The organism is Pseudolabrys taiwanensis (genome assembly GCF_003367395.1).
GTDB classification, from domain to species: domain Bacteria; phylum Pseudomonadota; class Alphaproteobacteria; order Rhizobiales; family Xanthobacteraceae; genus Pseudolabrys; species Pseudolabrys taiwanensis.
Genome location: NZ_CP031417.1, coordinates 4157377 through 4183501 on the forward strand (window position 1 = coordinate 4157377; position 26125 = coordinate 4183501).

Consider the following 26125-nt stretch of genomic DNA (forward strand, 5'->3'; position numbering starts at 1 on the left):
GGGGTTGCTGATGGCCTTCAGCTTCGACTTCGATCAGACCGGACAACTGGTGCAGCCGAAGCCGGCGGCATCGAAACCGTCGCCCGCGCCCACGCGCGCCGCACCGGAGCTGCGCGTCGTGCCGACGCCGCAACCGCGGCCGCATCAGGCGCCATTGCCGTATCCGCTCGCGCCGAGACCCAAGCCCGCCGATCTCACGCTCGATCGCAGCCGCGACGACCTGCTCACGACCTTCGGCAAGCTGACGCTGACCGACCGCTATCTGATGCCGGGCGAGAGCTTCCAGGACATGTTCGCGCGTGTCTCCTGCGCCTTCGCCGACGATGTCGATCACGCGCAACGGCTTTACGATGCGATGTCGCGGCTGTGGTTCATGCCGGCGACGCCGGTTCTGTCGAACGGCGGCACGACGCGCGGTTTGCCGATCTCCTGCTTTCTCAACGCGGTGCCGGATTCGCTCGACGGCATTGTCACGACTTGGAACGAGAACGTGTGGCTTGCCTCCAACGGTGGCGGCATCGGCACCTATTGGGGTCAGGTGCGCTCGATCGGCGAGCAGGTGAAGACCGGGCAGACGTCGGGCATCATCCCTTTCATCCATGTGATGGACGGCCTCACGCTCGCCATCAGCCAGGGCTCGCTGCGCCGCGGCTCGGCGGCGGTCTATCTCGACATCCACCATCCGGAGATCGAGGAGTTCCTCGAAATCCGCAAAGCCTCCGGCGACTTCAACCGCAAGGGGCTGAACCTGCATCACGGCATCAACATCACCGATGCCTTCATGGAGGCGGTGAAGGACGGCACCAAGTTCGCGCTGCGCAGCCCGAAGACCAACGCCGTGATGCGCGAAGTCGATGCGCGCCAGCTCTGGCAGCGCATCCTAGAAACGCGCTTGCAGACCGGCGAGCCGTATCTGCTGTTCATCGATGCGGTGAACCGCTCGCTGCCCAAGCATCAGCGCGAGTTGGGCTTGAAGGTCTCGACCTCCAACCTGTGCAGCGAAATCACGCTGCCGACCGGCAAGGATCATCGCGACGAGGAACGCACCGCGGTGTGCTGCCTGTCGTCGCTCAATGTCGAAACCTGGGACGAGTGGGCGGAGGAGCCCGGCTTCATCGAGGACGTGCTGCGATTCCTCGACAATGTGCTGACGCACTTCATCGAGGTGGCGCCGGAGGGCATGAAGCGCGCGCGTTACGCCGCGTTGCGCGAGCGCTCGGTCGGCCTCGGCATCATGGGCTTCCACTCATTCTTGCAGTCGAAGGGCATCCCGTTCGAAAGCGCGATGGCGAAGTCGTGGAACATGAAGATGTTCCGCAAGATCCGCCGCGACTCGGACGCGGCGTCGGTCGCTTTGGCGCAGGAGCGCGGCCCGTGCCCGGACGCGCTCGAACGCGGCGTGATGGCGCGGTTCTCGCACAAGCTGGCGATCGCGCCGACCGCCTCGATCAGCATCATCTGCGGCGGCACCAGCGCCTGCGTCGAGCCGATCCCGGCCAACATCTACACGCACAAGACGTTGTCCGGTGCCATCTCGGTACGCAATCCCTATCTCGCCAAGCTGCTCGCCTCGAAAGGCGCCGACACGGCGGAGGTCTGGCAATCGATCATCGAACACGAGGGCTCGGTCGCGCATCTCGACATGCTGAGCGAGCACGAGAAGGCGATCTACCGCACCGCCTTCGAGATCGACCAGCGCTGGATCATCGAGCTGGCCGCCGATCGCGCCCCGTTCATCTGCCAGAGCCAGTCGATCAACCTCTATCTGCCGGCCGACATCGATAAATGGGACCTGCACATGCTGCACTGGTCGGCGTGGAAGCGTGGCATCAAGAGCCTTTATTACTGCCGCTCCAAGTCGATTTCACGCGCGGCCTTCGCCGGCAAGCTCGGCGACAAGGCAAAGCCGGACGAGGGATTGAAAGCGTCGGCGCCGACCGACTACGAGGAGTGTCTTGCATGTCAGTAACGGTCGACCTGACCGCCTTCGATCCGCGTGTTCTCATCGGCACCGGTCGCGTCGGATTGCTCGAGACGACGGGCACCTACGACGTCGACCGCTACGCCTGGGCCTATGAGTTCTGGAAGCGGCAGCAGCAGACGCATTGGATGGGGGAGGAGGTGCCGCTCGGCTCCGACCTCAAGGATTGGGCGTCCGACCGCGTCACGCCGAACGAACGCGCGCTGCTGACGCAGATCTTCCGCTTCTTCACGCAGTCGGACATCGAGGTCGGCGACAACTACCTCAAGCGCTATATCCCGATCTTCCAGCCGCTCGCCGTGCAGATGATGATGGCCGCCTTCACCAACATGGAGACGGTGCACATCGACGCCTATGCGTTGCTGCTCAAGACGCTCGGCATGCCGAAGACCGAGTTCGAGGCGTTCCGCGACTACTCGGAGATGCGCGCCAAGGCCGATTACATGCACGAGTTCGGCGTCGATACCGTCGCCGATGTCGCGCGCACGCTGGCGATGTTCGGCGCCTTCACCGAAGGCATGGCTTTGTTCGCGAGCTTCGCGATGCTGCTGAACTTCCCGCGCCAGAACAAGATGAACGGCATGGGCCAGATCGTCAGCTGGTCGGTGCGCGACGAGAGCCTGCATTGCGAGGGCATCATCCGTCTGTTTCACGAATGGAATCGAGAAACAGGCGCGGTCACGCGCGCGGTGCGCGACGATATCGTCGACGTGGCCAAGACAATGGTCGGTCTCGAGGAGCGCTTCGTCGACCTCGCCTTCGGCTTGGGCGGCATCGACGGCATGACGCCGGCGGACATTCACGCTTACGTCCGGTACGTCGCCGATTGGCGGCTAACACAGCTCAAGCTGCCGACGACCTTCGGCTATTTCGAGATGACCGAGGGCGGCTACAACCAGGTCAAGCCGCATCCGCTGCCCTGGCTGGTCGAGATCCTCAACGGGGTCGAGCACGCTAATTTCTTCGAGCAGCGCGCGACGGAATATTCCAAGGGCGCCAGCCGCGGCTCGTGGGACGGCGAGGATGGAGTCTGGTCGCAATTCGATCGCGTCGCGGCGCGGTGAGAGCGCAGCATCGAACCCGTCATCCTGAGGTGGCTTCGCCATAGCAGGCGCAGCCTGCGTAAACTTGGCTGCGATGCGAAGCTCTCGAAGGATGAATGGAGCATATGCCCGCCGTCGTCCTTCGAGGCACGCCGCCATAGCGCGTCGAAGACGGGCGTGAACGCGCTGATGGCGGCTCGCACCTCAGCGGATGACGGCTTCTCGCGCTCCGTTCGTCCCCGCGACAGCGGGGACCCAGCGCGGCGCCGCAAGTCTGCTAAGGCCTGCTGGACTCCCGCTTTCGCGGGAATGAGCGGCGAATGGATTGAGGCACCCCGAAACAAAAAACGCGGCCCCCGAGGGCCGCGTTTGTATCTGAACCGCTGGCAAGAACTCAGTACTGCAGCCAGGGATTGTTGCGGCTCGGCAGGTCGAACGGGCCGGGCAGGGCGCTCTGGTTGATGCCGAAGCTGGTGTTGTCCTGGATGCCGCTGGCCCGGTGGGTCGGCGTGATGGCGTAGCCGAAATTGCCGGGCTCGCCCGGGAAGGTCTCGGTGCCGGGGTCGAGATAAGAGCGCTTTTCCACGATCACGCGGGTGCGCGTACGACCATCTTCGCCGCGGGTGACCACCACGGTGCGGTTGGGGTTCGAATACACCACTTTCCGCTTCTTCGGGGCGGCATCGGCCGCCGTCGCCAGCAGGCCGGCGGCGACGATGAGAGCGGTGGCGGTGGCGAAAACTTTCAAGCGCATGGTGTCCTCAGCATTCGCCCCTTCGGGCCCCAGAATCCCTACCTGAATCTGCAATGCACAATAGCTAGGTTCGGTTCGGCGCAACAGGGCCTTATCACAGGCAATTGTCCACGCGCCGGCACTGATAAATATCAAAGAAAATGCCCCGCTCGCGGGCGAGCGGGGCCGGTAATGCGATGGGGCCGGGGGTGCCTGGGCCTCAGGTGCCGTAGTTCTTCTTCAGGTAGTCGGCGATCGCCTTGGCGTCCCCGTCGTCGATCGGCGCGCCGAACGCCTTGATCATTTTGGTGACCTCGGCGTCCCAGCCGGCGGCATTAAGAAACGGCGAGTTCATCGGGATGTAGGCCAGCGTGTGACAGGCTTGGCAGTTCGCCTCCACGGCGTCGACGCCGGGCGCCTGCTTGAGCTTCACTTCCTGCGCGGAGGCGCCCACGGCGGCGAGCGAAGCCAGGGCGGCGAGGGCAATCGTGATCTTGGTCATCATGCGTTCTCCCTCAGCTCGCCGTCAGCGTGATGTTCTGCATGACGTTGTTGTGATAGCCGGCCGGATTGAAGATGAGTTCCGACGTCTGGCTCTGACCGATGGCGTTGGTGGCGTTGACCATCACCGTGTTCTTGCCCGGCTTGGTATCGACGTCGATGCTCCAGGGCCGGAACGCGAACTTGCCGAGATCCTCGCCGAGTTTGGCGCTCACCCAGGTCTTGCCGCCGTCGGTCGAAACCTCGACCGAGCGAATGCCGTAACCGCCGTCCCAGGCGATGCCTGACACGGCGACCTTGCCGGCTTTCACTTTCGCGCCATCGCGATGGCTGGTGATCAAGGAATTGACGACGATCTCGGTGATCGGCGTGTTGGCAGCGGTCTCCTGCGAGACGAAGCGATCGCGGATCGGGAACTTGCCGAGCGGAATGCGATAGGCCGCGACCATCCAGAAGCCGCCGAGCGGCTTGGTGAGCGCGTTGATCTCGGTGATGTGCTTCATCCAATAGGTGCCGGTCCAGCCCGGAACGATGATGCGCGCGGGCGCGCCATTGAGATGCGGCAATGGCTGGCCGTTCATCTCGTAGGCAACGATGGTCGTGTCCTCCAGCGCCTTCCAAGCCGGAATGCTCTTGATGAAGTCCGGTGTCTTGTCGGCGACCGGGCCGTCGGCACCGTTGAACGACACTTCGATCGCGTCGCTCTTGATGCCGGCCTTGGCGAGAATGTCCTTGAGTTTGGCGCCTTTCCAGCGCGCGCAGCCCATTGCGCCATAGCCCCATTCGACGCCCGCGACGTGCGGCTTCGACAAGCCGCGGCGATTGCCGGAGCATTGATTGACGGCCACGACTTCGACGGCGGGTAATGCCTTCAAGTCGTCGAGCGACAGCTCGATCGGCGTGCCGGCCGCGTCGCCGCCGACCTTTACCTTGTAGGTCTTGGGATCGATCTCGGGGATGTCGGCGAGATGATAGCGAACGAAGAACTCATCGTTCGGTGTGATCGGCGTGCGGAAATATTCGAGCGGCGATTCGTAATTTGGCGGCCGGTCGGCGAGTTCGATCAGCGGTTTCTTGCCGGGCAGCGTCGCCATCTTGGCGTAACTCTCGACGCCGGTGGGTACGCCCGGTGTGAGTTCGGCGAGTGCCGCTTGCGCTTCCGAGAAGCTCGGCAGTCCTAGTCCGGATACAGCCAGCGTCGCGCCGGCCGTCCCCAACAGGTGACGTCGCGTGATCATTGTTTCCTCTCCTCAGAGGTCTGTCGCAAGCGACCGGTCATCACCGGCGCTTGCATATTCTTATTTGAATAGGATCGGATGATTTTACAGGGCGGTCAATCGCCGTTCGCGCGTGGCACGCTCGGTGTCACCGCACTGCAGCGCGAATCGTTGGCCTGCAGCGTTGCGCGTCAGCGGCCGATGCGGCGCGGTTCGGGGCGTGTCTCCAGCGCCTTCCAGAGCACCTTGTACTTCGGTGTCGGCGCCAGGATCGTGTCTCGCTGGCCGCAATAGGTGCGTTGCAACTCGGCTTGCGCGAACAACGCGCCGACTTTCGGCTCGCTGCCGGCGGAGAGCAATGTGAGACGGTCGAGCGCGCAGCTCAACGTCGACCGCTCGACGAGCGTGCCGCCGTTCTCGCCGCCTTGGCAGAACCAGCCGGAGATCTGTAGCCGCGGATCGGGGTAAGCGCGGACGAAGGCGAGACACTGACGCGGCGTGCCGACCGACGTGGCGAAGGTGACGATGGTGAGAGGACCGAACTTGCTCTCGAGCGGCTCGTCGCTCCGCACGACGTTCACCGGCCCGAGCGGTTTGGCGCTGGTGGCGATCTCGGTTTCCGGCGCGGCGAAACTGTCGATCTCGGTGCCCGGGCGGTAAATCTCGACCGAAAGATAGGGCGCTATGCCGTCGGCGTCGCCGAGGGTGAGGATGTCCTTGCGGCCGTTGCCTTCGGCGTGCCGGCGGATGGCGTAGCTCGAGGGCGCGTCGGCGGCCTCGGGGATCGCCAAGGCAAAGGCCGGGAACGGCTTTTCGATGTCGATCCAGGCCCGCTTATCGGCGGGGTCGATGGCAGTGATGCCATTTTTTGATTGAAAATATTGGGCCGCGGCGATGGATAAAAGCGCGGCAGCCGCCAGATAAGCCAGGAGGCGTATCAGGACGGAGGGCAGGTCGTCGCGCCAGGAGTGCAGGGCCGGGTGCATGGCCTCAAGTCCTTGGCAAGCCGCCATTGTATCGCTTGAAGTTCTCGCTTAGAAGCGCTGCCGTTCGGTTGCCGCAGCAAAGGCTGGCCGACGGAATTTTTCTGGAGAGTTAACAATGGGTTACAAGGTCGCCGTGGTGGGTGCCACCGGCAATGTCGGGCGCGAGATGCTCGCGATCCTGGCGGAACGCAATTTCCCGGCCTCGGAAGTGGTCGCGCTGGCCTCGCGCAAGAGCGCGGGCACGGAATGCTCGTTCGGCGACAAAACCCTGAAAGTGAAGGCGCTCGACCACTACGACTTCTCCGACGTCGACATCTGCCTGATGTCGGCCGGCGGCTCGGTGTCGAAGGAGTGGTCGCCGAAGATCGGCGCGCAGGGCGCGGTGGTGATCGACAATTCGTCGGCCTGGCGCATGGACCCGGACGTGCCGCTGATCGTGCCGGAGGTGAACGCCGACGCGGTCGCCGGCTTCACCAAGAAGAACATTATCGCCAATCCGAACTGCTCGACGGCGCAGCTCGTCGTCGCGCTGAAGCCGCTGCACGACAAGGCCAAGATCAAGCGCGTCGTCGTCGCGACCTATCAGTCGGTGTCGGGCGCCGGCAAGGATGCGATGGACGAGCTGTTCTCGCAGACCAAGTCGGTGTTCACGCTCGACGAGGTCGAGAGCAAGAAGTTTCCGAAGCGCATCGCCTTCAACCTCATTCCGCAGATCGACGTCTTCATGGAAGACGGCTTTACCAAGGAAGAGTGGAAGATGGTGGTCGAGACCAAGAAGATCCTCGACCCGAAGATCAAGCTGGTCGCGACCTGCGTGCGCGTGCCGGTCTTCGTCGGCCACTCGGAAGCCGTGAACATCGAGTTCGAGAACCCGATCACGGCCGATGAGGCGCGCGAGGTGCTGCGCGCCGCGCCGGGCTGCCTCGTCATCGACAAGCACGAGCCGGGCGGCTACGTGACGCCGTACGAATGCGTCGGCGAGGACGCGACCTACATCAGCCGCATCCGCGAGGACGGCACGGTCGAGAACGGTCTCGAGATGTGGGTCGTCTCCGACAACCTGCGCAAAGGCGCCGCGCTCAACGCCGTGCAGATCGCCGAATGCCTGATCAACCGCAAGCTGATCAGCGCCAAGAAGCAGGCGGCGTAAGTCTCGCAAGCAAACGGTTGCTCGGCCGTCATCCCGGCCGAGCACAAGCGAGAGCCGGGATCCAGTATCCCGTGTGCTCTCGCTAAGCTGCGGCGTACTGGGTCCCCGCTTTCGCGGGGACGACGGCCGTGGAAGCTAAAACCGCGGCGTCGCGAACAGCCGCGCGTGTTCTTCCTGCGCGACCGGCAGGAACTCGCCGCTCGCCTCGTCGCGCACCGACAACTGTCCCGTCGCCACGCCGAAGTAAGCGCCGTGCACGGCGACTTCGCCGCGCTCGATGACTTTGCGCAGGCGCGGGAAGGTCATCAGGTTATTCAGGCTGTTGACGACGTTGGCTTGCTCGAGCCGCGTCAGGTATTCGGCCGGCGACAATGAGCCCTTCGGTCCCGTCTTCTCCGCCGCCGGCGCCATCAACGCCATCCACTGGCCGATGAAGTCGCCGGGCGTCAAAGGTTGCGCGTCCTCGGCAAAGGCTTTGACGCCGCCGCATTGCGCGTGGCCGAGCACGACGATGTGCTTGATCTTGAGCGCGGCGATGCCGAACTCCAGCGCGGCGGACACGCCGTGCGCCTGCCCGTCCGGCGCGTAAGGCGGCACGATGTTGGCGACGTTGCGCACCACGAACAGCTCACCCGGGCCGGCATCGAAGATCACCTCCGGCGAGACGCGCGAGTCGCAGCAGCCGATGACCATGACTTGCGGTGACTGGCCGCGCTCCGACAGTGCGCGGTAGCGATCTTGTTCGTGGCGAAGGCGGCTGACCAGGAAGGCGCGATAACCGTCGATCAAATGAGCCGGGAAGGACATGCGGAGACCCCGTCTTGTTTGCGGCCTGCATCGCACAGTCAGGCCCAGATCGCCATAGGCAAGCCGAAGGCGTCGCGTTCGACTTGTGTCGGAAACGGGTGTGCGGTTCCCGCGTGAACGCGGCGGGCAATGGCGGCGCAGGCCAGCGCATCGAGCAGATCGTCGGGACCGGCGCCTTTCGGCGGCGCGCCGTGGACGATAGCCGGTGGTAATCCAGCGGCGATCAGCAGATCGCGGCGCAAGGCGAGACCCGGCTCATAGCAGCGGCTCTTCACCTTCTTCGGTTCCGTCAACGGCCGCTCGCCATTCAACCGCCAGAAGGCGAGTTCTGGATGGACCTCAAATGCGCGCGCGGCAAGCGCCGCGTCGGTCCGCAACGCGCCATCCACTTCGCGGATCTTCGGCGCGATGTTGAACAGCTGCTTGGACACCTTGCGCGGCGGATCGGACGTGGCGAGTGCGGTATCGCAGGCGGCGCGATAATCGGTCTCCTCGATGGCCGCGCGCGAGGGCACCGAGAACACGGACGATTGCCGCGCGCCCAAGAGCGGCCGCACAGCGTTCTCGGCGGCGCGGCCGCCCAAGCCCGTGCGCGCCGGCAAACCGATCGGCATATCAACGGCGACGACCGCGATCTGTCGCGCGGCGACGATATCGGCGAAGCGCGGAAAGATCGCGACCTCGCAGGCCTCACCCGTCGGCCGCACGAAGGCGGCGATCCAGCCGGACGGGCAGCCGTCGACGCCGGCCAGCCATAGGTCATTGGTCTCGTTCATCGCCGGGACAGTGGCATGCATGCGACGCGGGCGGTAGGCTTGCCGGGCAATCACTGGGGAGCTTGCAATGACCATCCGTCCGCGCCGCAGCGTACTCTATATGCCTGGCTCCAATGCTCGCACGCTGGAGAAGGCCAAGACCTTGCCCGCCGACGGCGTCATCCTCGATCTGGAAGATTCGGTTGCGCCGGATGCCAAGGTGGCGGCGCGCGACCAGGTCGTGGCCGTGGTGAAGGACGGCGGCTTCGGCCGGCGCGAGGTCTTCATCCGCGTCAACAGCATCGATACGCCGTGGCACGCCGACGATCTCGCTGCCGCCGCGCATGCCGCGCCGGATGCCATCCTCATTCCCAAAGTGTCGTCACCCGAGACGCTGGAGCTGATCGGCCGGCGCCTGCTCGACATGGGCACCGCGCACAAGACGCGCGTCTGGGCGATGATCGAGACGCCGCTCGCGCTGTTCAACATCCTGCCGATCGCCGCGGCCGCGCGCGATTCCGAGACGCGGCTGTCGGGCTTCGTCATGGGCACCAACGATCTCGCCAAGGACACGCGGGCGCGTCTGGTGCCGGGCCGCGCACCGATGGCCGGCTGGCTCGCCAACTGCGTCGCCGCTGCGCGCATTCACGGCATCGACATCCTCGACGGCGTCTACAACGACATCGGCAACACCGATGGTTTTCTGATGGAGTGCCAGCAGGGCGTCGAGTTCGGGTTTGACGGTAAGACGCTCATCCATCCGAACCAGATCGAGCCCTGCAACAAGGCGTTCTCGCCGAGCGAGGAAGAGATCGCGCAGGCGCGCAAGATGATCGCGGCTTTCGATCTGCCGGAGAACAAGAGCAAGGGCGTGGTGTCGATCGAGGGCCGCATGGTGGAGCGGCTGCACGCCGACATGGCGCGGCGCACCGTGGCGATCGCCGAGGCGATTGCGGCGGGGTGAGTTGCTATTGGTCATTCCGGGACGCTTGCGAAGCAAGCGGGCCCGGAATCCATACGCCGCAGCGATAGGGATTATGGATTCCGGGCTCGCGCCTTCGGCGCGCCCCGGAATGACGACGTTCTAAACGGGCCGCTGTCTCAGCTCGTCCAGCTTTGACGGCGTTCTTCGGTGGCCGATGCGTAAGCCTGGCCGTTGGTCACCGGCTCGGTCGCATACACGGTCGCCGGCGCGGAGGCGTAAGGAATGGCCGCTGCCGGCTGGGTTTGCGCGGTGGTCGGGGCGTCGATGGCCTTGTCGAGCCGGCGCGCGATGCCTTCGAACTGCGCGTTCTGCTCGATGCTCAGCGACTTGTTGTAGACTTCGCCTTCGACGAACGCGGTCGCCTGCAGCTTCACGGCATTGGCGTGGAGCGTGCCCTTGAACTTGCCCTCGATGACGGCTTCCTGCGCCATCACCTTGCCCTCGACCTGGGCGCCTTCGCAGATGACGAGGCGGGCGGCATGGATGTCGCCGATGACATGGCCGAACACCTGCACCGCGCCGGTGGCGACAATGTTGCCGGTGATCAGCACGCCGGCGCCGATGGCCGACATCGTTTCCTGTGGCTTGCTGGTTGCGGCTTTGGTTTCCACGCGCGGTTCGAGCGCGGCTTGCGGTTTCGCTACGGTACGATCGGACTTGGTCGACGAGAAGTAACTCACGGCGGTTCTCCTATTCCTGACGGATACGGGGCGGCCGCGGCGCCGGCGACGGGCTGCCGTTGACGGGACTTAAACGTGCGACGCAACGGTAATACGACTATGCGTAGCGGGCAGCGAAAAACGGGAATTAGTGCTAATGCGGCCGACGGCGCTTAGGCATTAACGCTGCCGGTTAACTAGCGGCGAAAAAGACGCTGTATCGTGACGCATGCGCCGCACTATGAATGCCGTCAGGGGACATGCCATGAACGAAGCGGCAGTAAAGGCGGCGGTCGACCAATTCCTGCGCAGCGTGACCCACAGCGCGCGCGGCGAAGTCGAAAAGGCCGTGCGCGCCGCCGCAGCCAGCGGCAAGCTGATGGCGCACGAGCCGATCACTACCGGCGTCACATTCTCGAGCGAGAAGATCGGGCTGAACGTGACGATCTACGGCAAGATCGTCATCTAGAGCAGTTTTTGCGATTGCTTCGCCCGGATCGCCGATCATTCCCGCGCAAGCGGGAATCCAGTGCGGCATTTGAAATACTGGCACGTCTGCGCCGGGTCCACGTTTTCGCGGGCGCGAGCGGGTTACCGAGTGCATCCGGCTTAACGGGATGTCCGAGCTTGGATATCAACGGCGGCGGGCCGGCACCGGCCGCATTTCCATATCGACGTTGTTGTCCCACGTCGCCGCGCCGGACCGCATGTTGATTTCCATATCGAACAAGCGGTGCTCGGCGTCTGGATCGCCGCCACACGTCGCGTCGTGCCGCTCGTAGATGCCGACCTTCGCAATGCGTTTGTTGCTGTCTTCGCGCAGCACCAGCTTGGAGCATTTCTGCTGCTGGGGCGTCAGCAGCCGGTGCTGCTTGATGATGCGCTCGGCGGTGGCGAAGGCGTCGGCCGCCTGCGCCGCTCCTTGCACAAAAGCAATCGGCGCGGCTAAGGCCGCGCCGATGACAACGATCCCGGGGAGTTTCAGGCCCACGGCCGGGCGGCCTGGGCTTTCTTCTCGTAGCTGTCGATCTTGGTCTGCTTCTGCTTGGTCAGGCCTATATCGTCGAGACCGTTGAGCAGGCAGTGCTTGCGATGGGCATCGATCTCGAACTTGACCGTGCCGCCATCCGGACCGCGGATTTCTTGCTTCTCCAGATCGATCGTGAGCGTCGAGTTGGCGCCGCGCTCGGCGTCGTCGAACAGCTTCTCCAGATCTTCCGGCGAAACGCGGATCGGCAGAACGCCGTTCTTGAAGCAGTTGTTGTAGAAGATGTCGCCGAACGAGGTCGAGATCACGCAGCGAATGCCATAGTCGAGCAGCGCCCACGGCGCGTGCTCGCGCGAGGAGCCGCAGCCGAAGTTGTCGCCGGCGACGATGATCTTGGACTTGCGATAGGCCGGCTTGTTGAGCACGAACTCCGGGTTCTCGGCGCCGTCGTCGAGATAGCGCTGCTCCGAGAACAGGCCCTTGCCGAGCCCGGTGCGCTTGATGGTCTTGAGGTACTGCTTCGGGATGATCATGTCGGTATCGACGTTGATGATCCGCAGCGGCGCCGCGACGCCTTCCAGGGTCGTGAATTTGTCCATAGTTCCTTGGGCCTCCGGCCTCGGCAGTTTAGAACGGCTCTGTTTCATCAGACGTCCGGTGTTCTGGTCAATAGCATCCCAGAACGGAGGTTAGTCATGCGTATTCCGGCTGTCGCCATTCTCGCCGCGCTCGGGTCCCTGGGCGCAGCCCAGGCAGCTCACGCGGCCAACGATCAGCCCTGGTGCTACCGCGATTTCAGCGGCCCGCAGTACACCAACTGCACGTTCCCGACCGCCCGGCACTGCCTCGCCATTGCCGGCGTCATGGGCGGCGTCTGCGAGCGCAATCAGTTGCTGGGCGCCGAGCCGACGCAGCAGAAGCGCAAGCGGCGGGCGCGTTAGTCGGCGCTCGCCTCGATCGCGTCGATGTCGTCGTCGGACAGGCCGAAATGGTGGCCGATCTCGTGCACCAGGACGTGGGTGACGATGTCGCCGAGGGTGTCCTCGTGATCGGCCCAGTAGTCGAGGATCGGCCGCCGGTAGAGCCAGATCATGTTCGGCATGGCGGTTGGGGCCGACGGCGCCTGAAACGGCAGGCCGACGCCCTGAAACAGCCCGAGGAGGTCGAATTCGCTCTTCAGGTGCATTGCATCCAGGACCTCGTCGGTCGGAAAGTCTTCGACCCGGATCACAAGGTCGGCGCAGAGCGCGCGGAAATGCTCCGGCAGGGCCGCGAAGGCCGCCGAGGCCAAGGCCTCGAAATCGGCCAAGCTCGGGGCGGCGGCGTCCTTCCAGGTCCGCCGAGGGGGTCTGTCGCCGGTCATGAGCCTCTTCTACGGGACCGGCCGGTCCGAACCAAGCGGTTGACGGGACTGCGGGAATAGGCGACCGTTAACCATTGTGGCGTGAGACATAGGGGCTGCCAATGGGGAAAATCTGGACCGGTTTGGGGCTGGCTGTGGCTCTTGCCACGGTGACGCTCAGCACGGTGCCGGCTTCGGCGGAGTTCTTCGGCTGCAACGACAAGGGCGGCAAGGTTGTCGCCAGCTATATCGGCAAACCGAGCGACTACCGCGCCCGCACCAGCACCCGTTACACGCACGAATTCGCGGCACAGACGACGCGCCCGCGCATCACGATCCAGCCGCGCACGACTTCGCCGGGGCCGAACGCCAAGCGCTACTGCCGCTCGTGGCTGGCGAAAGAGTACCGCGTCAGCGGCACGGTGATCGTGCCCAAGATGCAATGCTGGTGGCAGTAGGCGCGCGACCGCACGCTTCTTGCCGTAATTTGCGCTATAGTTTCCTGAGGGGCGAGGCATCGGAGGTCTAACGATGTCAAGATTTCTCGGTCTGATCGCTGCCGTCGCGTTGGTCGGCGGCTTGTTCGTTCTCAATCCCGGTCCAGCTCAAGCGCAGCGCCATGGCGGTTACCACGGGGGTGGTTGGCACGGCGGTGGTTGGCGCGGTGGTGGATACGGCTGGCGCGGCGGTTATTACCGCCGCGGCTGGGGCGGCGGTTGGGGCTGGGGCCCCGCGATCGGCCTCGGCATCGGCGTAGGGTCCGGCTGGGGCTGGGGTTATCCGTACGGCTATTACGCCCCGGGCCCTTCCTACTATTACGGCCCGCCCGCCCGCTGCGGTTATGTGCGCGTGCGTGTCTGGCGCAGCGGCTATTGGGTTATCCGCCGGGTCTGGCGCTGCTGGTAGTCGCTACAAAAAAAGGCCCGCCGATCGGCGGGCCTTTCTCGTCCAAGCCTCTCAGGCCCGCTTACTTCCAATCGCGCACGTCGACGAAGTGGCCGGCGATCGCCGCGGCCGCGGCCATCGCGGGCGACACGAGATGCGTGCGGCCCTTGTAGCCCTGGCGGCCTTCGAAGTTGCGGTTCGAGGTCGAGGCGCAACGCTCGCCCGGCGCCAGCTTGTCCGGGTTCATGGCGAGGCACATCGAGCAGCCCGGCTCGCGCCATTCGAAGCCGGCGGCCTTGAAGATCTTGTCGAGACCTTCGGCTTCCGCCTGCTCCTTCACGAGGCCGGAGCCCGGCACGATCATGGCGTTGACGTTGCCGTTGACGTGCTTGCCCTCGGCGATCTTGGCCGCGGCGCGCAGGTCTTCGATGCGGCCGTTGGTGCAGGAGCCGACGAAGACGCGATCGATCTTGATGTCGGTGATCTTCTCGCCGCCCTTGAGACCCATGTAGTCGAGCGAGCGAATGGCGGCCTGACGCTTGTTGTCGTCGGCGATCTCCGACGGCACCGGCACGCGGCCGCTGATGGAGATCACTTGCTCGGGGCTGGTGCCCCAGGTGACGATCGGCGGCAGCTTGGCCGCATCGAGACGGATCTCGCGGTCGAAATGCGCGCCGTCGTCGGACCGCAGCGTTTCCCAGTAGCGCATGGCCTGATCCCAGGCATCGCCCTGCGGCGCCTTCGGCCGGCCTTTGAGGAACGCATAGGCCGTCTCATCCGGCGCGATGAAGCCCGCTTTGGCGCCGCCTTCGACCGACATGTTGCAGACGGTCATGCGGCCTTCCATCGACAGCGCGCGGATCGCCTCGCCGGCGTATTCGAGCGCATAGCCGGTGCCGCCGGCGGTGCCGATCTCGCCGATGATGGCGAGGATGATGTCCTTCGCGGTCACGCCCTCCGGCAACTTGCCGTCGACGATGGCGCGCATGTTCTTCGACTTCTTCTGGATCAGCGTCTGCGTCGCCAGCACATGCTCGACTTCGGACGTGCCGATGCCGTAAGCGAGCGCGCCGAAGGCGCCGTGCGTCGCGGTGTGGCTGTCGCCGCAGACGATCGTCGTGCCGGGCAACGTGAAGCCCTGCTCGGGGCCGATGATGTGGCAGATGCCCTGCCGCTTATCGAACTCGTTGTAGTACTCGAGGCCGAAGTCGCGTGCGTTCTCGGCCAGCACCTTGATCTGCTCGGCGCTCTCCGGATCCGGATTGGGCTTGGAGCGATCGGTGGTCGGCACGTTGTGATCGACGACGCACAAGGTCTTCTCCGGCGCGTGCACCTTGCGGCCGGAGGTGCGCAGGCCTTCGAAGGCTTGCGGCGAGGTGACCTCGTGGACGATATGACGATCGATATACAGGAGGCACGTGCCGTCCGGCTGTTCGTCGACCAGATGGTCGTCCCAGATCTTGTCGTAGAGCGTGCGTGGCTTCATGGCGTTATGGCCTTGTTCAGGTGAATGGCTTGTCGAAAGAGGCGGCAGACGTGGGCGGCGCGCGACGCGCGGCGGTCAAAGGCCCGCTCGAAGGCCCACTTGCACGGCGGTCAGGCGGCCGAAAAAGCGCCACGGCAACCGGGCGTGATCGGCGATGATGATGCGCTGCGCTCGCGAAAGCATGGCGGCTATATAGCCAATCGCCGGCCGGGCGACAATCAATCTGGGCCGGTTCTAAAGCAGGCCAGGCCCGCGCCGGCGGGCTACAGCTCCGTCCGCAGCTCCCATAGTTCCGGGAAGAACGAGCGCTCCAGGGCCGTTTTCAGGAAGGCGACACCGGACGAGCCGCCGGTCCCGCGCTTGAAGCCGATGATGCGCTCGACGGTTTTCATGTGGCGGAAGCGCCATTGCTGGAACCAGTCCTCCATGTCGACCAGCTCTTCGGCCAGTTCGTAAAGGTCGAAGTGCTTTTGCGCGTCGCGGTAGATCGACAGCCAGATGCCGCGCACGGCCGCATTGCCGACGTAAGGCTGGCTCACGTCGCGGGTCAGCACCTCGGCCGGCACCGGGAAACCGCGGCGGGCCAGGAGCCGCAACGCCTCGTCGTAGACGCTCGGCTCGGCCAGCGCCTTGGCCAGCAGATCGTGGTGCTCGGCGTGGTGCCGGTGCGGCAGCAGCATCTTGGCGTCCTTGGCGCCGAGGCGGAATTCCACCAGCCGGTACTGGTACGACTGAAAGCCGGAGGCCGGGCCGAGCGCGTCGCGGAAGGCGAGGTAGTCGGCCGGCGTCATGGTCGAGAGCACGTCCCAGGCGCGGATGAGCTGCTCCTGGATGCGGGTGACGCGCGCGAGCGCCTTGAAGGCCGGCGGCAGGTCGTCGCGGCGGATCGAGGCGATCGCCAGCCCGAGTTCGTGCGCGACCAGCTTGAGCCACAGCTCCTGCACATGATGGATGACGATGAAGGCGACCTCATCGTGCTCCTGCGTGACCGGCCGTTGCGCCGCCAGAAGTTGATCGAGATTGAGATAAGCGCCGTAGCTGAGCTTGCCGGCGAGATCGACATGCATGTCGGATTCGACGCGGGTGGCCGGCGGCTTTTGTTCGTCCATCACATCGTCCTCGCGTGAAAACCTTCGGTTCGACAAAGCCCGGCGCAATACTTTAAGCTTAAAGTTTCTCGGCCGGTAGTTCTCCGAATGCTAGTCTTTGGAAGGGTCATGGCACGCGACGTCCCGCTCGATCTCACCCACGCGTTCAACCGCTTCCGCTCGGCCGATCCGCATCGTCTGCATTTTGCCGCGCACAGCCACCATTTCTGGCCGGACGCGACCGAGGCGGCGCAGGCGCTGGCCTGGGCCGACGCGGCGCGCCTCGCCGACGACAAATGGGAGCATGTGCTGGGCGAGGTCTGGCCGGCTGTTCGCGCGGGGCTCGCCCGCCATCTGAACTTGCCCGATCCCAACACGCTCGTGCCGGCGCCGAATACGTTCGAATTCGTCAACCGGCTTCTGTCCTGCGGCCCGCTGGACCGGCCGATGCGCGTCGTCACCTCCGACGGCGAATTTCATTCTTTCAGGCGCCAGACCGAACGCCTCGCCGAAGACGGCGTCATCGCGCTGACGACGGTGGCGACGGAGCCTTTCGCCGGCTTTCGTGAGCGGCTGATCGCGGCCGTGCATGCGCAGGCGCCGGATCTCGTTTTCGTCAGCCAGGTGTTCTTCAACTCGGGCTATGCGCTGACCGATCTTGAAGGTCTCGTCGATGCGGTCGCGGCGCCGGGACGGCTGGTCGTGATCGACGGCTATCACGGCTTCATGGCGCGGCCGACCGATCTGGCGTCCATTGCGGATCGCGCCTTCTATATCGCCGGCGGCTACAAATACGCGATGGCCGGTGAAGGCGCCTGCTTCATGCATTGTCCGCCGGGTTTTGCACCGCGGCCGCGCAACACCGGCTGGTATGCGGGCTTCGGCCATCTTGCCGCCGCGCACAAAGGCGTGCCTTACGCCGAGGACGGCTGGCGCTTCATGGGCGCCACTTTCGATCCATCAGGCCTCTATCGCATGCGCGCGGTGCTGGATTGGTTGGCGCGGGAAGGCATCGATGCCGCGCTTATTCATGCGCATGTCGAAGCGCTGCAAGCGCGGTTCATGGCGGCAATGGCCGAGCAACCGTGGGGACCGTTCACGGCAACTCATCTGGTGGTGCCGTTGAGCCAAGCCGCGCGCGGCAATTTCCTCGCCTTCGATCACGATGAGGCGGGCGCCTGGTACGAGCGCCTGCACAACGCCGGCATCGTCACCGATGTGCGCGGCACGCGGCTGCGTGTCGGTTTTGGCCTTTATCACAACGCCGGCGATGTCGATCGGCTGATCGCGCGGCTGCGCACGCTCTGACACATAGCGACAGCGCCGCAACACACGCCGCTCGTTCGCGCGGAGCACTGGCATGGCGCGCGGTGACGGCAATAAAAAACGCGGCGCCGAAGCGCCGCGTTTCGTAACACTCAGCGATCCGCGAAAGCTTAAGCCTTCGCGGCTTCCGCGCCGACATTGCTCGTGGCTTCCACGATGCGCGCCTTCTTGCCGCGCAGACCGCGCAGATAATACAGCTTCGCGCGACGCACCTTGCCGCGGCGCACGACCTTGATCGAGTCGATCATCGGCGAATAGAGCGGAAACACGCGCTCGACGCCCTCGCCGTACGAGATCTTACGCACCGTGAAGCTCTCATGCAGGCCACCGCCCGACCGGCCGATGCACACGCCTTCGTAGGCCTGCACACGGCTCTTGTCGCCTTCGATGACCTTCACGTTGACGAGCACGGTGTCGCCAGGACCGAAGTCCGGGATATCCTTGCCAGCCGAAAGCTTCTCGATCTGCTCTTTCTCGAGCGTCTGGATGATGTTCATGGCTAAATCTCCGTCGGCAGCGCCAGCAACCGGCGCGCGGTTCCTAGGTCGAAATCTGAATGGGTCGGCCGGGCTTCTAGACGAAAAACTGTGGTTTGTCACGCCTTCGTCGTCGTTTTGGGCTCGACCTTTTGCAGTGCTTTGTCGTAGCCGCCCGGTCCGTCATTTGGGGCCTTTTTGGGCGGAATAGGCCTCCCAAAGGTCTGGCCGGCGCTCCCGAGTGATCTTTTCCGCCTGTTCCCGCCGCCACGCCCTGACTTTGGCGTGGTCGCCCGACGTCAGGATCTCCGGGATCGGCTCGCCCTCGAAAACGGCGGGGCGTGTGTATTGCGGGTATTCGAGCAGCCCCTCCGAGAAGCTTTCCTCGACCCCCGAGGCCTCCTTGCCCATCACCCCCGGGATCAGCCGCACGCAGGCATCCAGGAGGGCGAGGGCGGCCGGTTCGCCGCCGGACAGGACGAAATCACCGAGCGAGACCTCTTCGAGCTGACGGGCCTTGATCAGGCGCTCGTCGACGCCCTCGAAGCGGGTGCAGAGGACGACCAGGCCGGGGCCGGCCGCCAGTTCGCGGACGCGGGACTGGGCCAGCGGCCGGCCGCGCGGGCTGGTCAGCAGGCGGGGTCGGCCGTCCTGGGGGATGGCGTCCAGCGCGGCGGCCAGCACGTCGGCTTTCATCACCATGCCCGGTCCGCCGCCCGCGGGCGTGTCGTCAACGGTGCGGTGCTTGTCGGTGGCGGCATCGCGGATGTCGCGCGCCTCCAGCGACCACAGGCCGGCGGCCAGCGCCCTACCGGCGAGGCTCACGCCGAGCGGGCCCGGAAACATCTCCGGAAAAATGGTCAGCACCGATGCGCGCCACATGGCTCGCTCTCACCACATGGCCGCTCGTCCCCGCGAAAGCGGGGACCCAGGGGCCACAACGCGGGCAATAGCCTTTATCACGCCGGATTCCCGCTTTCGCGGGAATGAGCGGCGTTCGGGACGACAGGTTCTTCTTCCGTCTCGTCCGCCGGCAGCACGATCACGATGCGGCCGCCTTTGATATCCACCTCGGGCACGACAGCCTGCGTGAACGGCAGCAGCAGCGTTTTGCCGCCAGCGGCGGGCTGGATCTCGACGATATCGCCGCCACCGAAGTTATGGACCGCGAGCACCGTACCGATCGCCGCGCCATCGGGTGAGACTGCGGCTAAGTCGACCAGATCGGCGTAGTACCACGTGTCGTCTTCGTCGATGTCCGGCAGCCGCTCGCGCGGCACGAATAGTTCGACATTGCGCAGCGCCTCGGCGGCGTTGCGATCGCCGACGCCTTTGAGCCGTGCGACCAGGAAGTCCTTCGCCGGCCGCAGACTTTCGATCTCGAATTGCTGCTTGCCGTCGCGCGTCTCGAGCGGCGCGTAATCGGCGACGGCCAGCGGGTCCTCGGTGAAGGACCACAGCTTGACCTCGCCGCGCACGCCATGCGCCGCCCCGATACGGGCGACGCGGACTTTGTCCGACCTCATGGTGAGGAGCGTCGCGGAGCGACGCGTCTCGAACCATGAGGTCGGAAGGTCGAGCGCCGTTTCGCCAGCTCTTTGAGTCCGTCGAAGTCGCCGGCCATCAACGCTTCCTTCTTCGCACGCGACCAGCCTTTGACTTTTCGTTCGGCGGCGATCGCGTCGACGATCTGTTCAAAGTATTCGCTGTAGACCAGCACAACGGGCCGCCGTTGCTCAGTGAAGCCAGGATATTTGCCGAACTGATGTTCGGCGACGCGCCGTTCCAAATCGGCGCGGGTGGTGCCGGTATAATAGGCGCCATCCGCGCATCGAAGGATGTAGAGCCACGCACCCATGGGACCGCCCCGTCCTTCGAGACGGCCGGCTTCGCCGGCCTCCTCAGGACGAGGCTACCATGAATTACGCCGCGGGAGCGGCGGCGGCTTCGGCGGCCTTGGCCTTGCGCTCCTTGCGCGGCACTGCCTTCTCCGGATTGCTGCGCGCCGGACGCTTGGCAATGCCGGCCTTGTCGAGGAAGCGCAGCACGCGATCGGACGGCTGCGCGCCCTTCTTCATCCACGCCTGAACCTTGTCGAGGTCGAGCTTGAGGCGCTCTTCCTTGTCCTTCGGCATCAGCGGATTGAAGTAGCCGAGGCGCTCGATGAAGCGGCCATCGCGCGGCGAACGCGAGTCGGCGAGCACGATGTGATAGAACGGCCGCTTCTTGGTGCCGGCGCGGGCCATACGGATAACGAGCATTTCAATTTTCCTTTTACGTTGAACTTGTTCGGTCGGTTGACCCGTCACCCCGAGGTGGCCGGCGAAGCCGGCCCTCGAAGGGCGACGGCCGGGCATTCGTGGCCGCCATCCTTCGAGGCTCGCTTCGCTCGCACCTCAGGATGACGGTGTGAGGTTGTGCACGTTGCACTCACTTCTTTTTCCCCATGCCGGGCAGGCCCGGCAGTCCGGGGAATTTCGGGCCGCCGAGACCGGGCAGGCCCGGCATGTTCGGCGGTAGTTTCGGCATGGTGGGCGGCAGGCCGCCGCCACCAGGCATTCCTGGCGGCAACTGACCGCCCGGCATCTTCTTGGCGAGTTCGGCCATCTGTTCGGGCGACGGCATGCCGCCGCCGAGGCCCAGCATCTGGCCGAGGCCGGCGAGCGGACCGCGCTTGCCCTGGCCCATCGCCTTCATCATGTCGGCCATGCCGCGATGCATCTTCAGCAGCTTGTTGATCGCTTCCGGCGAGGTGCCGGAGCCGGCGGCGATGCGCTTCTTGCGGCTGGCCTTGAGGATGTCGGGGTTGCGCCGCTCCTGCGGCGTCATGGAATCGATGATCGCGATCTGACGCTTCAGAATGCTTTCGTCGAGACCGGCATTGGCGATCTGGTTCTTCATCTTGGCGATGCCGGGCATCATGCCCATCAAGCCGCCGAGGCCGCCCATCGCCTGCATCTGCTGCAGCTGTTCGCGCATGTCGGCCAGATCGAACTGACCTTTGCGCATCTTCTCGGCCGCGCGCATCGCCTTTTCGGCGTCGATATTGGCGGCGGCCTTTTCGACCAGCGCGACGATGTCGCCCATGCCGAGGATACGGCCGGCGATACGCGAAGGATCGAACTCTTCCAGAGCGTCGAGCTTTTCGCCGACGCCGATCAGCTTGATCGGCTTGTTGGTGACGGCGCGCATCGACAGCGCGGCGCCGCCGCGGCCATCGCCGTCGACGCGGGTGAGCACGATGCCGGTGAGGCCGACGCGTTCGTCGAAGGCGCGCGCAAGATTGACCGCGTCCTGGCCGGTAAGCGAGTCGGCGACGAGCAGTACTTCATGCGGATCGGCCGCCCGCTTTACCTCGGCGGCCTCGTTCATCATCTCTTCGTCGAGCGTCGTGCGGCCGGCAGTGTCGAGCAGCACGACGTCATAACCGCCGAGACGCGCGGCTTCGATGGCGCGCTTGGCGATCTGCGGCGGCAACTGACCGGCGACGATCGGCAAGGTGTCGATCTCGGCATCGCGGCCGAGCACGGCGAGCTGCTCCATGGCGGCGGGACGGCGCACGTCCAGCGATGCCATCAGCACTTTCTTGTTCTGCCGGGTCGTGAGGCGCTTGGCGATCTTGGCGGTGGTGGTGGTCTTACCGGAGCCCTGCAGACCGACCATCATGATGGCGACTGGCGGCGCGGCGTTCAGATCGATGGTCTGGCTGTCGGAGCCGAGCGTCTTGACCAGTTCGTCGTGCACGATCTTCACGACCAGCTGGCCCGGGGTCACGGACTTCATCACCGTGACGCCGACGGCGTCCTTCTTCACGCGGTCGGTGAAGGCCCGAGCGACATCGAGCGCGACGTCGGCCTCGAGCAGCGCGCGGCGCACCTCACGCAGCGCGGCGTCGACATCGGCTTCGGTCAGCGCGCCGCGGCGGGTGAGACGGTCGAGAATGCCGCCCAGTTTTTCCGACAGTGAGTCGAACATAAGCTCAAACACCAATGGCGCCCGAGGGCGCATCGCGCTGTCGGGCGTTGGCCTCCGGCCTCACAGGACCGGTCGGCGGATCAGAATTTCACGTCTCTATCGAGAACGCGCGGAAACTAGGGGCGCGCCGTCCGGGAGTCAAGACAAAGCCTGTTTCCCGTGCCGGATCAGCGGCTTACTGCTTCAGTTCGTAGCTGACGGTCACCACGGCGCGCAATTCGCGCTCGCCGGGGGCGACCGGCACGGCCGCGGCCCGCATGGCCGCGATCGGACGTGGCGGGTTCGGCACGCCTTCCTCGGCGATGGCCACGACTGGCCCGAGCTTGGCGCCGGCGGCCTTGGCATAGAGCTCCGCCTTGCGGTGGGCGTCGGCCACGGCCTCGTCGCGGGCCTGGTCCAGCAGCTTGGATTGCTCGGACACGACGAACTCGATGCCCGACATCTCGTTGGCGCCGGCGCCGATGGCCTTGTCGAGAATGTTGGGCAGCTTGTCGATTTCGCGGATCTTCACGGTCACCTGATTGGTGACCTGGAAGCCGAGCAGGCGCGCGGGGCCGGCTTTGTTCGGATCGTATTGCGGCTGCAAGGTCAGCCGCGAGGTCTGCACGTCGCGATCCGGGATGCCGCTTTCTTTGATCGTGCCGAGCACCGCGGTCATCTTATGCGCGTTGGCGTCGCTGGCTTCGCGCGCGGTCTTGCCTTGGCTGGTGACGCCGATGCGGATGATCGCGGTGTCGGGCGCAACCGACAGCGTCGCTTCACCGCTGACGGTCACCGTCCTGTCGGCGGCGCGTGCACCAAGCGGCGCCAAGGTCGCGACGAAGATTGCGACGGCGATCAACCGGGCGAGATACGGGGCGCGGAGCATCGAAAAGTCCTTATTTGATCGGCACGAATACGTTCACGACAAGCTTATCCGGATTCGCCGAAACCGGGTTAGTAGCATATTCCTCAATGAAGAGGTCTTTGGCTTCCAGACGCTTGTCGTCGAGATAGTTAGTGATCGCTTCATAAGTCGTGTCCATTGCGTCGTAAGAACCGCGATGCACGAACTTGAGCGCCTTGCCGCCCGGCGCGGTGCCGATGGCAATGTTGGCCGGCGGCGGTTCCTTCGGCTTCTCGGCAAGCGGCAAGGCAGCGCGGAACGAGAACCCGGTATCGTCCGTCTCGGTGTAGATGGTGATGGCCGGACCGTTCGGCGTCAGGCCCTGCTTGCCGACATAGTCCTGCAGCGACTTGAAAGCGGCGACGAGGCTATCGAAGGCCGCATCCCAATTGGTGTGGCCGGTCACGTAGACGATGTTGCGCTCGGGCAGCGTCACTTCCTCGCCGAAAGCATCGCCCGGCTCGAGTGGCGCCGGAACGGCCGCGCCCTCCGAGGGGGCCGGTGGCGGCATCGGCGCGGCGGGGGTCTGCGCCTGTGCGCTGGCGGTCAGGCATAGGGCAACAGCCAACGTCGCCGCCAGGCGGGTCGTGGACATCTTATTCTCCGTATTGGTGGCGCGGCGATCCGGCGATTCGCGCTGCTTTGAGGGACTTTATCACGGCGGAGGGGGTGGTACTTGGCCGATCGCGTTTATTCGCCATATAAACCGGGCGAAAGCCGGGCAATAACCCGCTACCAAACAGGCTATTGGGTTCAAGAATGGGCGCGCTCGCCAACCAACCCTTCGTCAAGATGAACGGCATCGGCAACGAGATCGTCGTCGTCGACCTGCGCAAGGGCGCGCCGGCGATCGCGCCCGAGGAGGCGCGCGCGGCTGCCAGTCCGCAGGGCGCGCCCTACGACCAACTGATGGCGCTCTATCCGCCGCGCATCGCCGGCACCGACGGCTTCATCCGCATCTATAACAACGACGGCTCCGAGGCGGGCGCCTGCGGCAACGGCATGCGTTGCCTTGCCTCGCTCGTGTTCAACGAAAGCGGCAAGGACGCGCTCACCTTCGAGACCAAGGCCGGCATTCTGAATTGCTGGAAGGCGGGTGACGGCCTGTACACGGTCGACATGGGGCCGCCACGCTTTAAGTGGAACGAGATTCCGCTGGCGGAGGAATTCCGCGACACGCGCGCGATCGAATTGCAGATCGGGCCGATCGACAAGCCGGTGCTGCATTCGCCGGCGGTGGTGAACATGGGCAATCCGCACGCGATCTTCTGGGTCGACGACGTGAATGCCTACGATCTCGCCAAGTTCGGCCCGCTCTTGGAAAACCATCCGATCTTTCCCGAGCGCGCCAACATCACTTTGGCGCACATCGTCTCGCGCGAGCACATCGTCATTCGGACGTGGGAGCGCGGTGCTGGGCTGACCAAGGCGTGCGGTTCGGCTGCGTGTGCGACGGCGGTCGCGGCGGCGCGCTTGAAGCGGACGGAACGCAAGGTGCGCGTGACGTTGCCGGGCGGCGAGCTCACGATCGAATGGCGCGCCGACAACGATCACGTGCTGATGACGGGGCCGGTCGAGTTCGAGTTCGCCGGCACGTTCGATCCGCAGCTGTTCGACAAGGCGCCGGCGCCGTGAGTGTCGATCTCGTCACCTTCGGCTGCCGGCTGAACATCGCCGAGTCGGAAGTGATCCGCCATCGGGCCGAGCAGGCCGGCGTCGACAACGCCGTGGTGGTGAACACCTGCGCGGTGACGTCCGAGGCCGTACGCCAGGCGCGGCAGAATATCCGCCGCATCAAGCGCGAGCGACCCGACGTCTCCGTTATCGTCACCGGCTGCGCGGCGCAGACGGACGCGCAAGCTTTCGCGGCGATGCCGGAAGTCGATCGCGTGCTCGGCAACGAAGAGAAGCTAGGCACGGCGGCATGGCAAAGCGGTGCGCGCGTCGCCGTCTCCGACATCATGGCGACGACGGCGGCGCGGCCGCATCCGATCGATCATCTCGAAGGCCATACGCGCGCGTTCGTGCAGGTGCAGAACGGCTGCGATCATCGCTGCACCTTCTGCATCATCCCATTCGGCCGCGGTAATTCGCGTTCGCTGCCGATCGAGGAAGTGCTTATGCAAGCGCGTCGCCTGGTCGGCAACGGCTATCGTGAAATCGTGCTGACCGGCGTCGATATCACGAGCTATGACGATGGCGGATTGCGCCTCGGCGCGCTGGTGAAGCGGCTGTTGAAGGAACTGCCCGATCTGGCGCGGCTGCGTCTGTCCTCGATCGACTCCGTCGAGGTTGATGCCGACCTGCTCGATGTGCTGGCGAACGATGCGCGGCTGATGCCGCATCTGCATCTGTCGTTGCAACATGGTGACGACATCATCCTCAAGCGCATGAAGCGCCGTCATTCGCGCGCCGACGCGATCCGATTTTGCGATGAGGTGCGTCGCTTGCGCCCCGATGTTGCGTTTGGCGCCGATATCATTGCGGGCTTCCCCACCGAGACGGAAGACATGTTCGCGCGCTCGCTCGGCCTCGTCGACGAATGCGGCCTGACGCAGCTTCACGTCTTTCCGTTTTCACCGCGGCCTGGCACGCCCGCCGCGCGCATGCCGCAGCTCGACCGCACGGTGATCAAGGAACGCGCCGGGCGCCTGCGCGAGAAGGGCGCCGCCGCGCTGGCGCGACATCTCGAGCGCCAAGTCGGTGGCACGCATCAGGTTCTCACCGAGCGCGGCGGCATCGCCCGCACGGCGCAGTTCACGCCGGTGAAGCTGGCGTCGCCGCTGGCGCCGGGTATGATCCTCGACCTGACAGTCACTGGACACGACGGACGGCAACTTTTGGCCGCCTAGGGAG

31 protein-coding genes are annotated in these 26125 nt (G+C 65.0%); 11 read left to right on the forward strand and 20 right to left on the reverse strand.

The window, feature by feature from the left end; genetic code table 11:
- Window positions 1–10 precede the first annotated feature (10 nt).
- Together DW352_RS19740 and DW352_RS19745 are read left to right on the forward strand one after the other, a co-directional pair.
- On the forward strand, window positions 11–1969 hold the full coding sequence (locus tag DW352_RS19740) for a ribonucleoside-diphosphate reductase subunit alpha (protein ID WP_115692935.1): 1959 nt from the start codon (window positions 11–13) through the stop codon (window positions 1967–1969).
- Complete coding sequence (locus DW352_RS19745; RefSeq protein WP_162827073.1) at window positions 1960–3045, forward strand: ribonucleotide-diphosphate reductase subunit beta; 1086 nt, start codon at window positions 1960–1962, stop codon at window positions 3043–3045. Before DW352_RS19740 ends, DW352_RS19745 begins: the two co-directional genes overlap by 10 nt.
- 373 nt (window positions 3046–3418) lie before the next feature.
- Here DW352_RS19745 and DW352_RS19750 read toward each other — a convergent pair whose 3' ends face one another.
- From DW352_RS19750 to DW352_RS19765, 4 genes are all read right to left on the reverse strand, one after another.
- A complete protein-coding gene (locus DW352_RS19750; RefSeq protein ID WP_115692937.1) occupies window positions 3419–3778 on the reverse strand; it encodes a hypothetical protein in 360 nt (119 codons plus the stop codon).
- A gap of 199 nt (window positions 3779–3977) precedes the next feature.
- Window positions 3978–4262, reverse strand: coding sequence for a c-type cytochrome (locus DW352_RS19755; RefSeq protein ID WP_245434192.1), 285 nt, complete (start codon window positions 4260–4262; stop codon window positions 3978–3980).
- Window positions 4263–4272: 10 nt separating this feature from the next.
- Window positions 4273–5496, reverse strand: a complete 1224-nt coding sequence (locus DW352_RS19760; RefSeq protein WP_115692938.1) for a molybdopterin-dependent oxidoreductase — start codon at window positions 5494–5496, stop codon at window positions 4273–4275.
- A 170-nt stretch (window positions 5497–5666) separates the two neighbouring features.
- Window positions 5667–6461, reverse strand: a complete 795-nt coding sequence (locus tag DW352_RS19765) for a hypothetical protein (protein WP_115692939.1) — start codon at window positions 6459–6461, stop codon at window positions 5667–5669.
- A 115-nt stretch (window positions 6462–6576) separates the two neighbouring features.
- On the opposite strand from DW352_RS19765, the gene DW352_RS19770 reads away from it, so the two are divergent.
- Window positions 6577–7611: an aspartate-semialdehyde dehydrogenase gene (locus DW352_RS19770; RefSeq protein WP_115692940.1), complete on the forward strand. Its 1035-nt coding sequence runs from the start codon at window positions 6577–6579 to the stop codon at window positions 7609–7611.
- 135 nt (window positions 7612–7746) lie between these two features.
- Here DW352_RS19770 and DW352_RS19775 read toward each other — a convergent pair whose 3' ends face one another.
- Together DW352_RS19775 and DW352_RS19780 are read right to left on the reverse strand one after the other, a co-directional pair.
- Window positions 7747–8418 (reverse strand): carbonic anhydrase, encoded by a 672-nt coding sequence (locus DW352_RS19775; RefSeq protein WP_115692941.1) that lies wholly within the window; start codon window positions 8416–8418, stop codon window positions 7747–7749.
- 38 nt (window positions 8419–8456) lie between these two features.
- Complete coding sequence (locus tag DW352_RS19780; protein ID WP_245434193.1) at window positions 8457–9215, reverse strand: DUF429 domain-containing protein; 759 nt, start codon at window positions 9213–9215, stop codon at window positions 8457–8459.
- Window positions 9216–9261: 46 nt separating this feature from the next.
- Between DW352_RS19780 and DW352_RS19785 the strand changes: the two genes are divergently transcribed.
- The gene (locus DW352_RS19785; protein ID WP_115692942.1) at window positions 9262–10137 is read left to right on the forward strand and encodes an HpcH/HpaI aldolase/citrate lyase family protein; all 876 of its coding nucleotides are present in this window, start codon (window positions 9262–9264) and stop codon (window positions 10135–10137) included.
- Window positions 10138–10274: 137 nt separating this feature from the next.
- Here the strand turns inward: DW352_RS19785 and DW352_RS19790 are convergent, their stop codons facing one another.
- Window positions 10275–10838 carry a bactofilin family protein gene (locus DW352_RS19790; protein ID WP_115692943.1) on the reverse strand — a complete coding sequence of 188 codons (564 nt, stop codon included), beginning with the start codon at window positions 10836–10838 and terminating at the stop codon, window positions 10275–10277.
- 244 nt (window positions 10839–11082) lie between these two features.
- Between DW352_RS19790 and DW352_RS19795 the strand changes: the two genes are divergently transcribed.
- Window positions 11083–11286 carry a DUF6494 family protein gene (locus DW352_RS19795; RefSeq protein ID WP_115692944.1) on the forward strand — a complete coding sequence of 68 codons (204 nt, stop codon included), beginning with the start codon at window positions 11083–11085 and terminating at the stop codon, window positions 11284–11286.
- Window positions 11287–11451: 165 nt separating this feature from the next.
- Here the strand turns inward: DW352_RS19795 and DW352_RS19800 are convergent, their stop codons facing one another.
- Together DW352_RS19800 and leuD are read right to left on the reverse strand one after the other, a co-directional pair.
- Complete coding sequence (locus DW352_RS19800) at window positions 11452–11808, reverse strand: hypothetical protein (RefSeq protein WP_115692945.1); 357 nt, start codon at window positions 11806–11808, stop codon at window positions 11452–11454.
- Window positions 11799–12404: a 3-isopropylmalate dehydratase small subunit gene (leuD, locus tag DW352_RS19805; RefSeq protein ID WP_115692946.1), complete on the reverse strand. Its 606-nt coding sequence runs from the start codon at window positions 12402–12404 to the stop codon at window positions 11799–11801. The genes DW352_RS19800 and leuD overlap by 10 nt, the downstream gene beginning before the upstream one ends.
- A gap of 96 nt (window positions 12405–12500) precedes the next feature.
- Here leuD and DW352_RS19810 point away from each other — a divergent pair, with 96 nt between their 5' ends.
- Window positions 12501–12746: a DUF3551 domain-containing protein gene (locus DW352_RS19810; RefSeq protein WP_115692947.1), complete on the forward strand. Its 246-nt coding sequence runs from the start codon at window positions 12501–12503 to the stop codon at window positions 12744–12746.
- Here the strand turns inward: DW352_RS19810 and DW352_RS19815 are convergent.
- Entirely contained in the window at window positions 12743–13168 is a 426-nt protein-coding gene (locus tag DW352_RS19815; RefSeq protein WP_115692948.1) for a metallopeptidase family protein, read from the reverse strand. The genes DW352_RS19810 and DW352_RS19815 overlap by 4 nt on opposite strands.
- Before the next feature lie 101 nt (window positions 13169–13269).
- Here DW352_RS19815 and DW352_RS19820 point away from each other — a divergent pair, with 101 nt between their 5' ends.
- A complete protein-coding gene (locus DW352_RS19820; protein ID WP_162827074.1) occupies window positions 13270–13605 on the forward strand; it encodes a hypothetical protein in 336 nt (111 codons plus the stop codon).
- 73 nt (window positions 13606–13678) lie between these two features.
- Complete coding sequence (locus DW352_RS19825; protein ID WP_210209863.1) at window positions 13679–14053, forward strand: hypothetical protein; 375 nt, start codon at window positions 13679–13681, stop codon at window positions 14051–14053.
- Window positions 14054–14114: 61 nt separating this feature from the next.
- Here DW352_RS19825 and leuC read toward each other — a convergent pair whose 3' ends face one another.
- Both leuC and kynA read right to left on the reverse strand, forming a co-directional pair.
- Window positions 14115–15518, reverse strand: a complete 1404-nt coding sequence (gene leuC / locus DW352_RS19830; RefSeq protein WP_115692950.1) for a 3-isopropylmalate dehydratase large subunit — start codon at window positions 15516–15518, stop codon at window positions 14115–14117.
- 263 nt (window positions 15519–15781) lie between these two features.
- Window positions 15782–16627 carry a tryptophan 2,3-dioxygenase gene (gene kynA, locus DW352_RS19835; protein ID WP_115692951.1) on the reverse strand — a complete coding sequence of 282 codons (846 nt, stop codon included), beginning with the start codon at window positions 16625–16627 and terminating at the stop codon, window positions 15782–15784.
- 108 nt (window positions 16628–16735) lie between these two features.
- Here kynA and DW352_RS19840 point away from each other — a divergent pair, with 108 nt between their 5' ends.
- Entirely contained in the window at window positions 16736–17914 is a 1179-nt protein-coding gene (locus tag DW352_RS19840; RefSeq protein WP_115692952.1) for an aminotransferase class V-fold PLP-dependent enzyme, read from the forward strand.
- 128 nt (window positions 17915–18042) lie between these two features.
- Here DW352_RS19840 and rplS read toward each other — a convergent pair whose 3' ends face one another.
- The 8 genes from rplS to DW352_RS19880 form a co-directional block, all read right to left on the reverse strand.
- Complete coding sequence (rplS, locus tag DW352_RS19845) at window positions 18043–18429, reverse strand: 50S ribosomal protein L19 (protein WP_115692953.1); 387 nt, start codon at window positions 18427–18429, stop codon at window positions 18043–18045.
- A gap of 162 nt (window positions 18430–18591) precedes the next feature.
- Complete coding sequence (gene trmD, locus DW352_RS19850; RefSeq protein WP_115692954.1) at window positions 18592–19290, reverse strand: tRNA (guanosine(37)-N1)-methyltransferase TrmD; 699 nt, start codon at window positions 19288–19290, stop codon at window positions 18592–18594.
- A gap of 77 nt (window positions 19291–19367) precedes the next feature.
- Window positions 19368–19934 (reverse strand): ribosome maturation factor RimM, encoded by a 567-nt coding sequence (gene rimM, locus DW352_RS19855; protein ID WP_115692955.1) that lies wholly within the window; start codon window positions 19932–19934, stop codon window positions 19368–19370.
- Window positions 19931–20266 carry a GIY-YIG nuclease family protein gene (locus tag DW352_RS19860; RefSeq protein ID WP_115692956.1) on the reverse strand — a complete coding sequence of 112 codons (336 nt, stop codon included), beginning with the start codon at window positions 20264–20266 and terminating at the stop codon, window positions 19931–19933. Before DW352_RS19860 ends, rimM begins: the two co-directional genes overlap by 4 nt.
- Window positions 20267–20330: 64 nt before the next feature.
- Window positions 20331–20669 carry a 30S ribosomal protein S16 gene (rpsP, locus tag DW352_RS19865; protein WP_115692957.1) on the reverse strand — a complete coding sequence of 113 codons (339 nt, stop codon included), beginning with the start codon at window positions 20667–20669 and terminating at the stop codon, window positions 20331–20333.
- 169 nt (window positions 20670–20838) lie between these two features.
- Window positions 20839–22383, reverse strand: coding sequence for a signal recognition particle protein (gene ffh, locus DW352_RS19870; RefSeq protein WP_115692958.1), 1545 nt, complete (start codon window positions 22381–22383; stop codon window positions 20839–20841).
- Window positions 22384–22558: 175 nt separating this feature from the next.
- A complete protein-coding gene (locus tag DW352_RS19875; RefSeq protein WP_115692959.1) occupies window positions 22559–23251 on the reverse strand; it encodes an SIMPL domain-containing protein in 693 nt (230 codons plus the stop codon).
- Window positions 23252–23261: 10 nt separating this feature from the next.
- Window positions 23262–23864, reverse strand: coding sequence for a GyrI-like domain-containing protein (locus tag DW352_RS19880; RefSeq protein WP_115692960.1), 603 nt, complete (start codon window positions 23862–23864; stop codon window positions 23262–23264).
- A 164-nt stretch (window positions 23865–24028) separates the two neighbouring features.
- On the opposite strand from DW352_RS19880, the gene dapF reads away from it, so the two are divergent.
- Together dapF and mtaB are read left to right on the forward strand one after the other, a co-directional pair.
- Window positions 24029–24904 (forward strand): diaminopimelate epimerase, encoded by an 876-nt coding sequence (dapF, locus tag DW352_RS19885; RefSeq protein WP_115692961.1) that lies wholly within the window; start codon window positions 24029–24031, stop codon window positions 24902–24904.
- Entirely contained in the window at window positions 24901–26121 is a 1221-nt protein-coding gene (gene mtaB / locus DW352_RS19890) for a tRNA (N(6)-L-threonylcarbamoyladenosine(37)-C(2))-methylthiotransferase MtaB (protein WP_245434194.1), read from the forward strand. The genes dapF and mtaB overlap by 4 nt, the downstream gene beginning before the upstream one ends.
- Window positions 26122–26125: the final 4 nt, after the last annotated feature.

Excerpts from the sequence above, each read along its gene's own strand:
- DW352_RS19740 (WP_115692935.1), top strand. The coding sequence starts at position 11 with ATGGCCTTCAGCTTCGACTTCGATCAGACCGGACAACTGGTGCAGCCG.
- DW352_RS19745 (WP_162827073.1), top strand. The coding sequence starts at position 1,960 with ATGTCAGTAACGGTCGACCTGACCGCCTTCGATCCGCGTGTTCTCATC.
- DW352_RS19750 (WP_115692937.1), bottom strand. The coding sequence starts at position 3,778 with ATGCGCTTGAAAGTTTTCGCCACCGCCACCGCTCTCATCGTCGCCGCC.
- DW352_RS19755 (WP_245434192.1), bottom strand. The coding sequence starts at position 4,262 with ATGATGACCAAGATCACGATTGCCCTCGCCGCCCTGGCTTCGCTCGCC.
- DW352_RS19760 (WP_115692938.1), bottom strand. The coding sequence starts at position 5,496 with ATGATCACGCGACGTCACCTGTTGGGGACGGCCGGCGCGACGCTGGCT.
- DW352_RS19765 (WP_115692939.1), bottom strand. The coding sequence starts at position 6,461 with ATGCACCCGGCCCTGCACTCCTGGCGCGACGACCTGCCCTCCGTCCTG.
- DW352_RS19770 (WP_115692940.1), top strand. The coding sequence starts at position 6,577 with ATGGGTTACAAGGTCGCCGTGGTGGGTGCCACCGGCAATGTCGGGCGC.
- DW352_RS19775 (WP_115692941.1), bottom strand. The coding sequence starts at position 8,418 with ATGTCCTTCCCGGCTCATTTGATCGACGGTTATCGCGCCTTCCTGGTC.
- DW352_RS19780 (WP_245434193.1), bottom strand. The coding sequence starts at position 9,215 with ATGCATGCCACTGTCCCGGCGATGAACGAGACCAATGACCTATGGCTG.
- DW352_RS19785 (WP_115692942.1), top strand. The coding sequence starts at position 9,262 with ATGACCATCCGTCCGCGCCGCAGCGTACTCTATATGCCTGGCTCCAAT.
- DW352_RS19795 (WP_115692944.1), top strand. The coding sequence starts at position 11,083 with ATGAACGAAGCGGCAGTAAAGGCGGCGGTCGACCAATTCCTGCGCAGC.
- leuD (WP_115692946.1), bottom strand. The coding sequence starts at position 12,404 with ATGGACAAATTCACGACCCTGGAAGGCGTCGCGGCGCCGCTGCGGATC.
- DW352_RS19810 (WP_115692947.1), top strand. The coding sequence starts at position 12,501 with ATGCGTATTCCGGCTGTCGCCATTCTCGCCGCGCTCGGGTCCCTGGGC.
- DW352_RS19815 (WP_115692948.1), bottom strand. The coding sequence starts at position 13,168 with ATGACCGGCGACAGACCCCCTCGGCGGACCTGGAAGGACGCCGCCGCC.
- DW352_RS19820 (WP_162827074.1), top strand. The coding sequence starts at position 13,270 with ATGGGGAAAATCTGGACCGGTTTGGGGCTGGCTGTGGCTCTTGCCACG.
- DW352_RS19825 (WP_210209863.1), top strand. The coding sequence starts at position 13,679 with ATGTCAAGATTTCTCGGTCTGATCGCTGCCGTCGCGTTGGTCGGCGGC.
- leuC (WP_115692950.1), bottom strand. The coding sequence starts at position 15,518 with ATGAAGCCACGCACGCTCTACGACAAGATCTGGGACGACCATCTGGTC.
- kynA (WP_115692951.1), bottom strand. The coding sequence starts at position 16,627 with ATGGACGAACAAAAGCCGCCGGCCACCCGCGTCGAATCCGACATGCAT.
- DW352_RS19840 (WP_115692952.1), top strand. The coding sequence starts at position 16,736 with ATGGCACGCGACGTCCCGCTCGATCTCACCCACGCGTTCAACCGCTTC.
- rplS (WP_115692953.1), bottom strand. The coding sequence starts at position 18,429 with ATGAACATCATCCAGACGCTCGAGAAAGAGCAGATCGAGAAGCTTTCG.
- trmD (WP_115692954.1), bottom strand. The coding sequence starts at position 19,290 with ATGTGGCGCGCATCGGTGCTGACCATTTTTCCGGAGATGTTTCCGGGC.
- rimM (WP_115692955.1), bottom strand. The coding sequence starts at position 19,934 with ATGAGGTCGGACAAAGTCCGCGTCGCCCGTATCGGGGCGGCGCATGGC.
- DW352_RS19860 (WP_115692956.1), bottom strand. The coding sequence starts at position 20,266 with ATGGGTGCGTGGCTCTACATCCTTCGATGCGCGGATGGCGCCTATTAT.
- rpsP (WP_115692957.1), bottom strand. The coding sequence starts at position 20,669 with ATGCTCGTTATCCGTATGGCCCGCGCCGGCACCAAGAAGCGGCCGTTC.
- ffh (WP_115692958.1), bottom strand. The coding sequence starts at position 22,383 with ATGTTCGACTCACTGTCGGAAAAACTGGGCGGCATTCTCGACCGTCTC.
- DW352_RS19875 (WP_115692959.1), bottom strand. The coding sequence starts at position 23,251 with ATGCTCCGCGCCCCGTATCTCGCCCGGTTGATCGCCGTCGCAATCTTC.
- DW352_RS19880 (WP_115692960.1), bottom strand. The coding sequence starts at position 23,864 with ATGTCCACGACCCGCCTGGCGGCGACGTTGGCTGTTGCCCTATGCCTG.
- dapF (WP_115692961.1), top strand. The coding sequence starts at position 24,029 with ATGGGCGCGCTCGCCAACCAACCCTTCGTCAAGATGAACGGCATCGGC.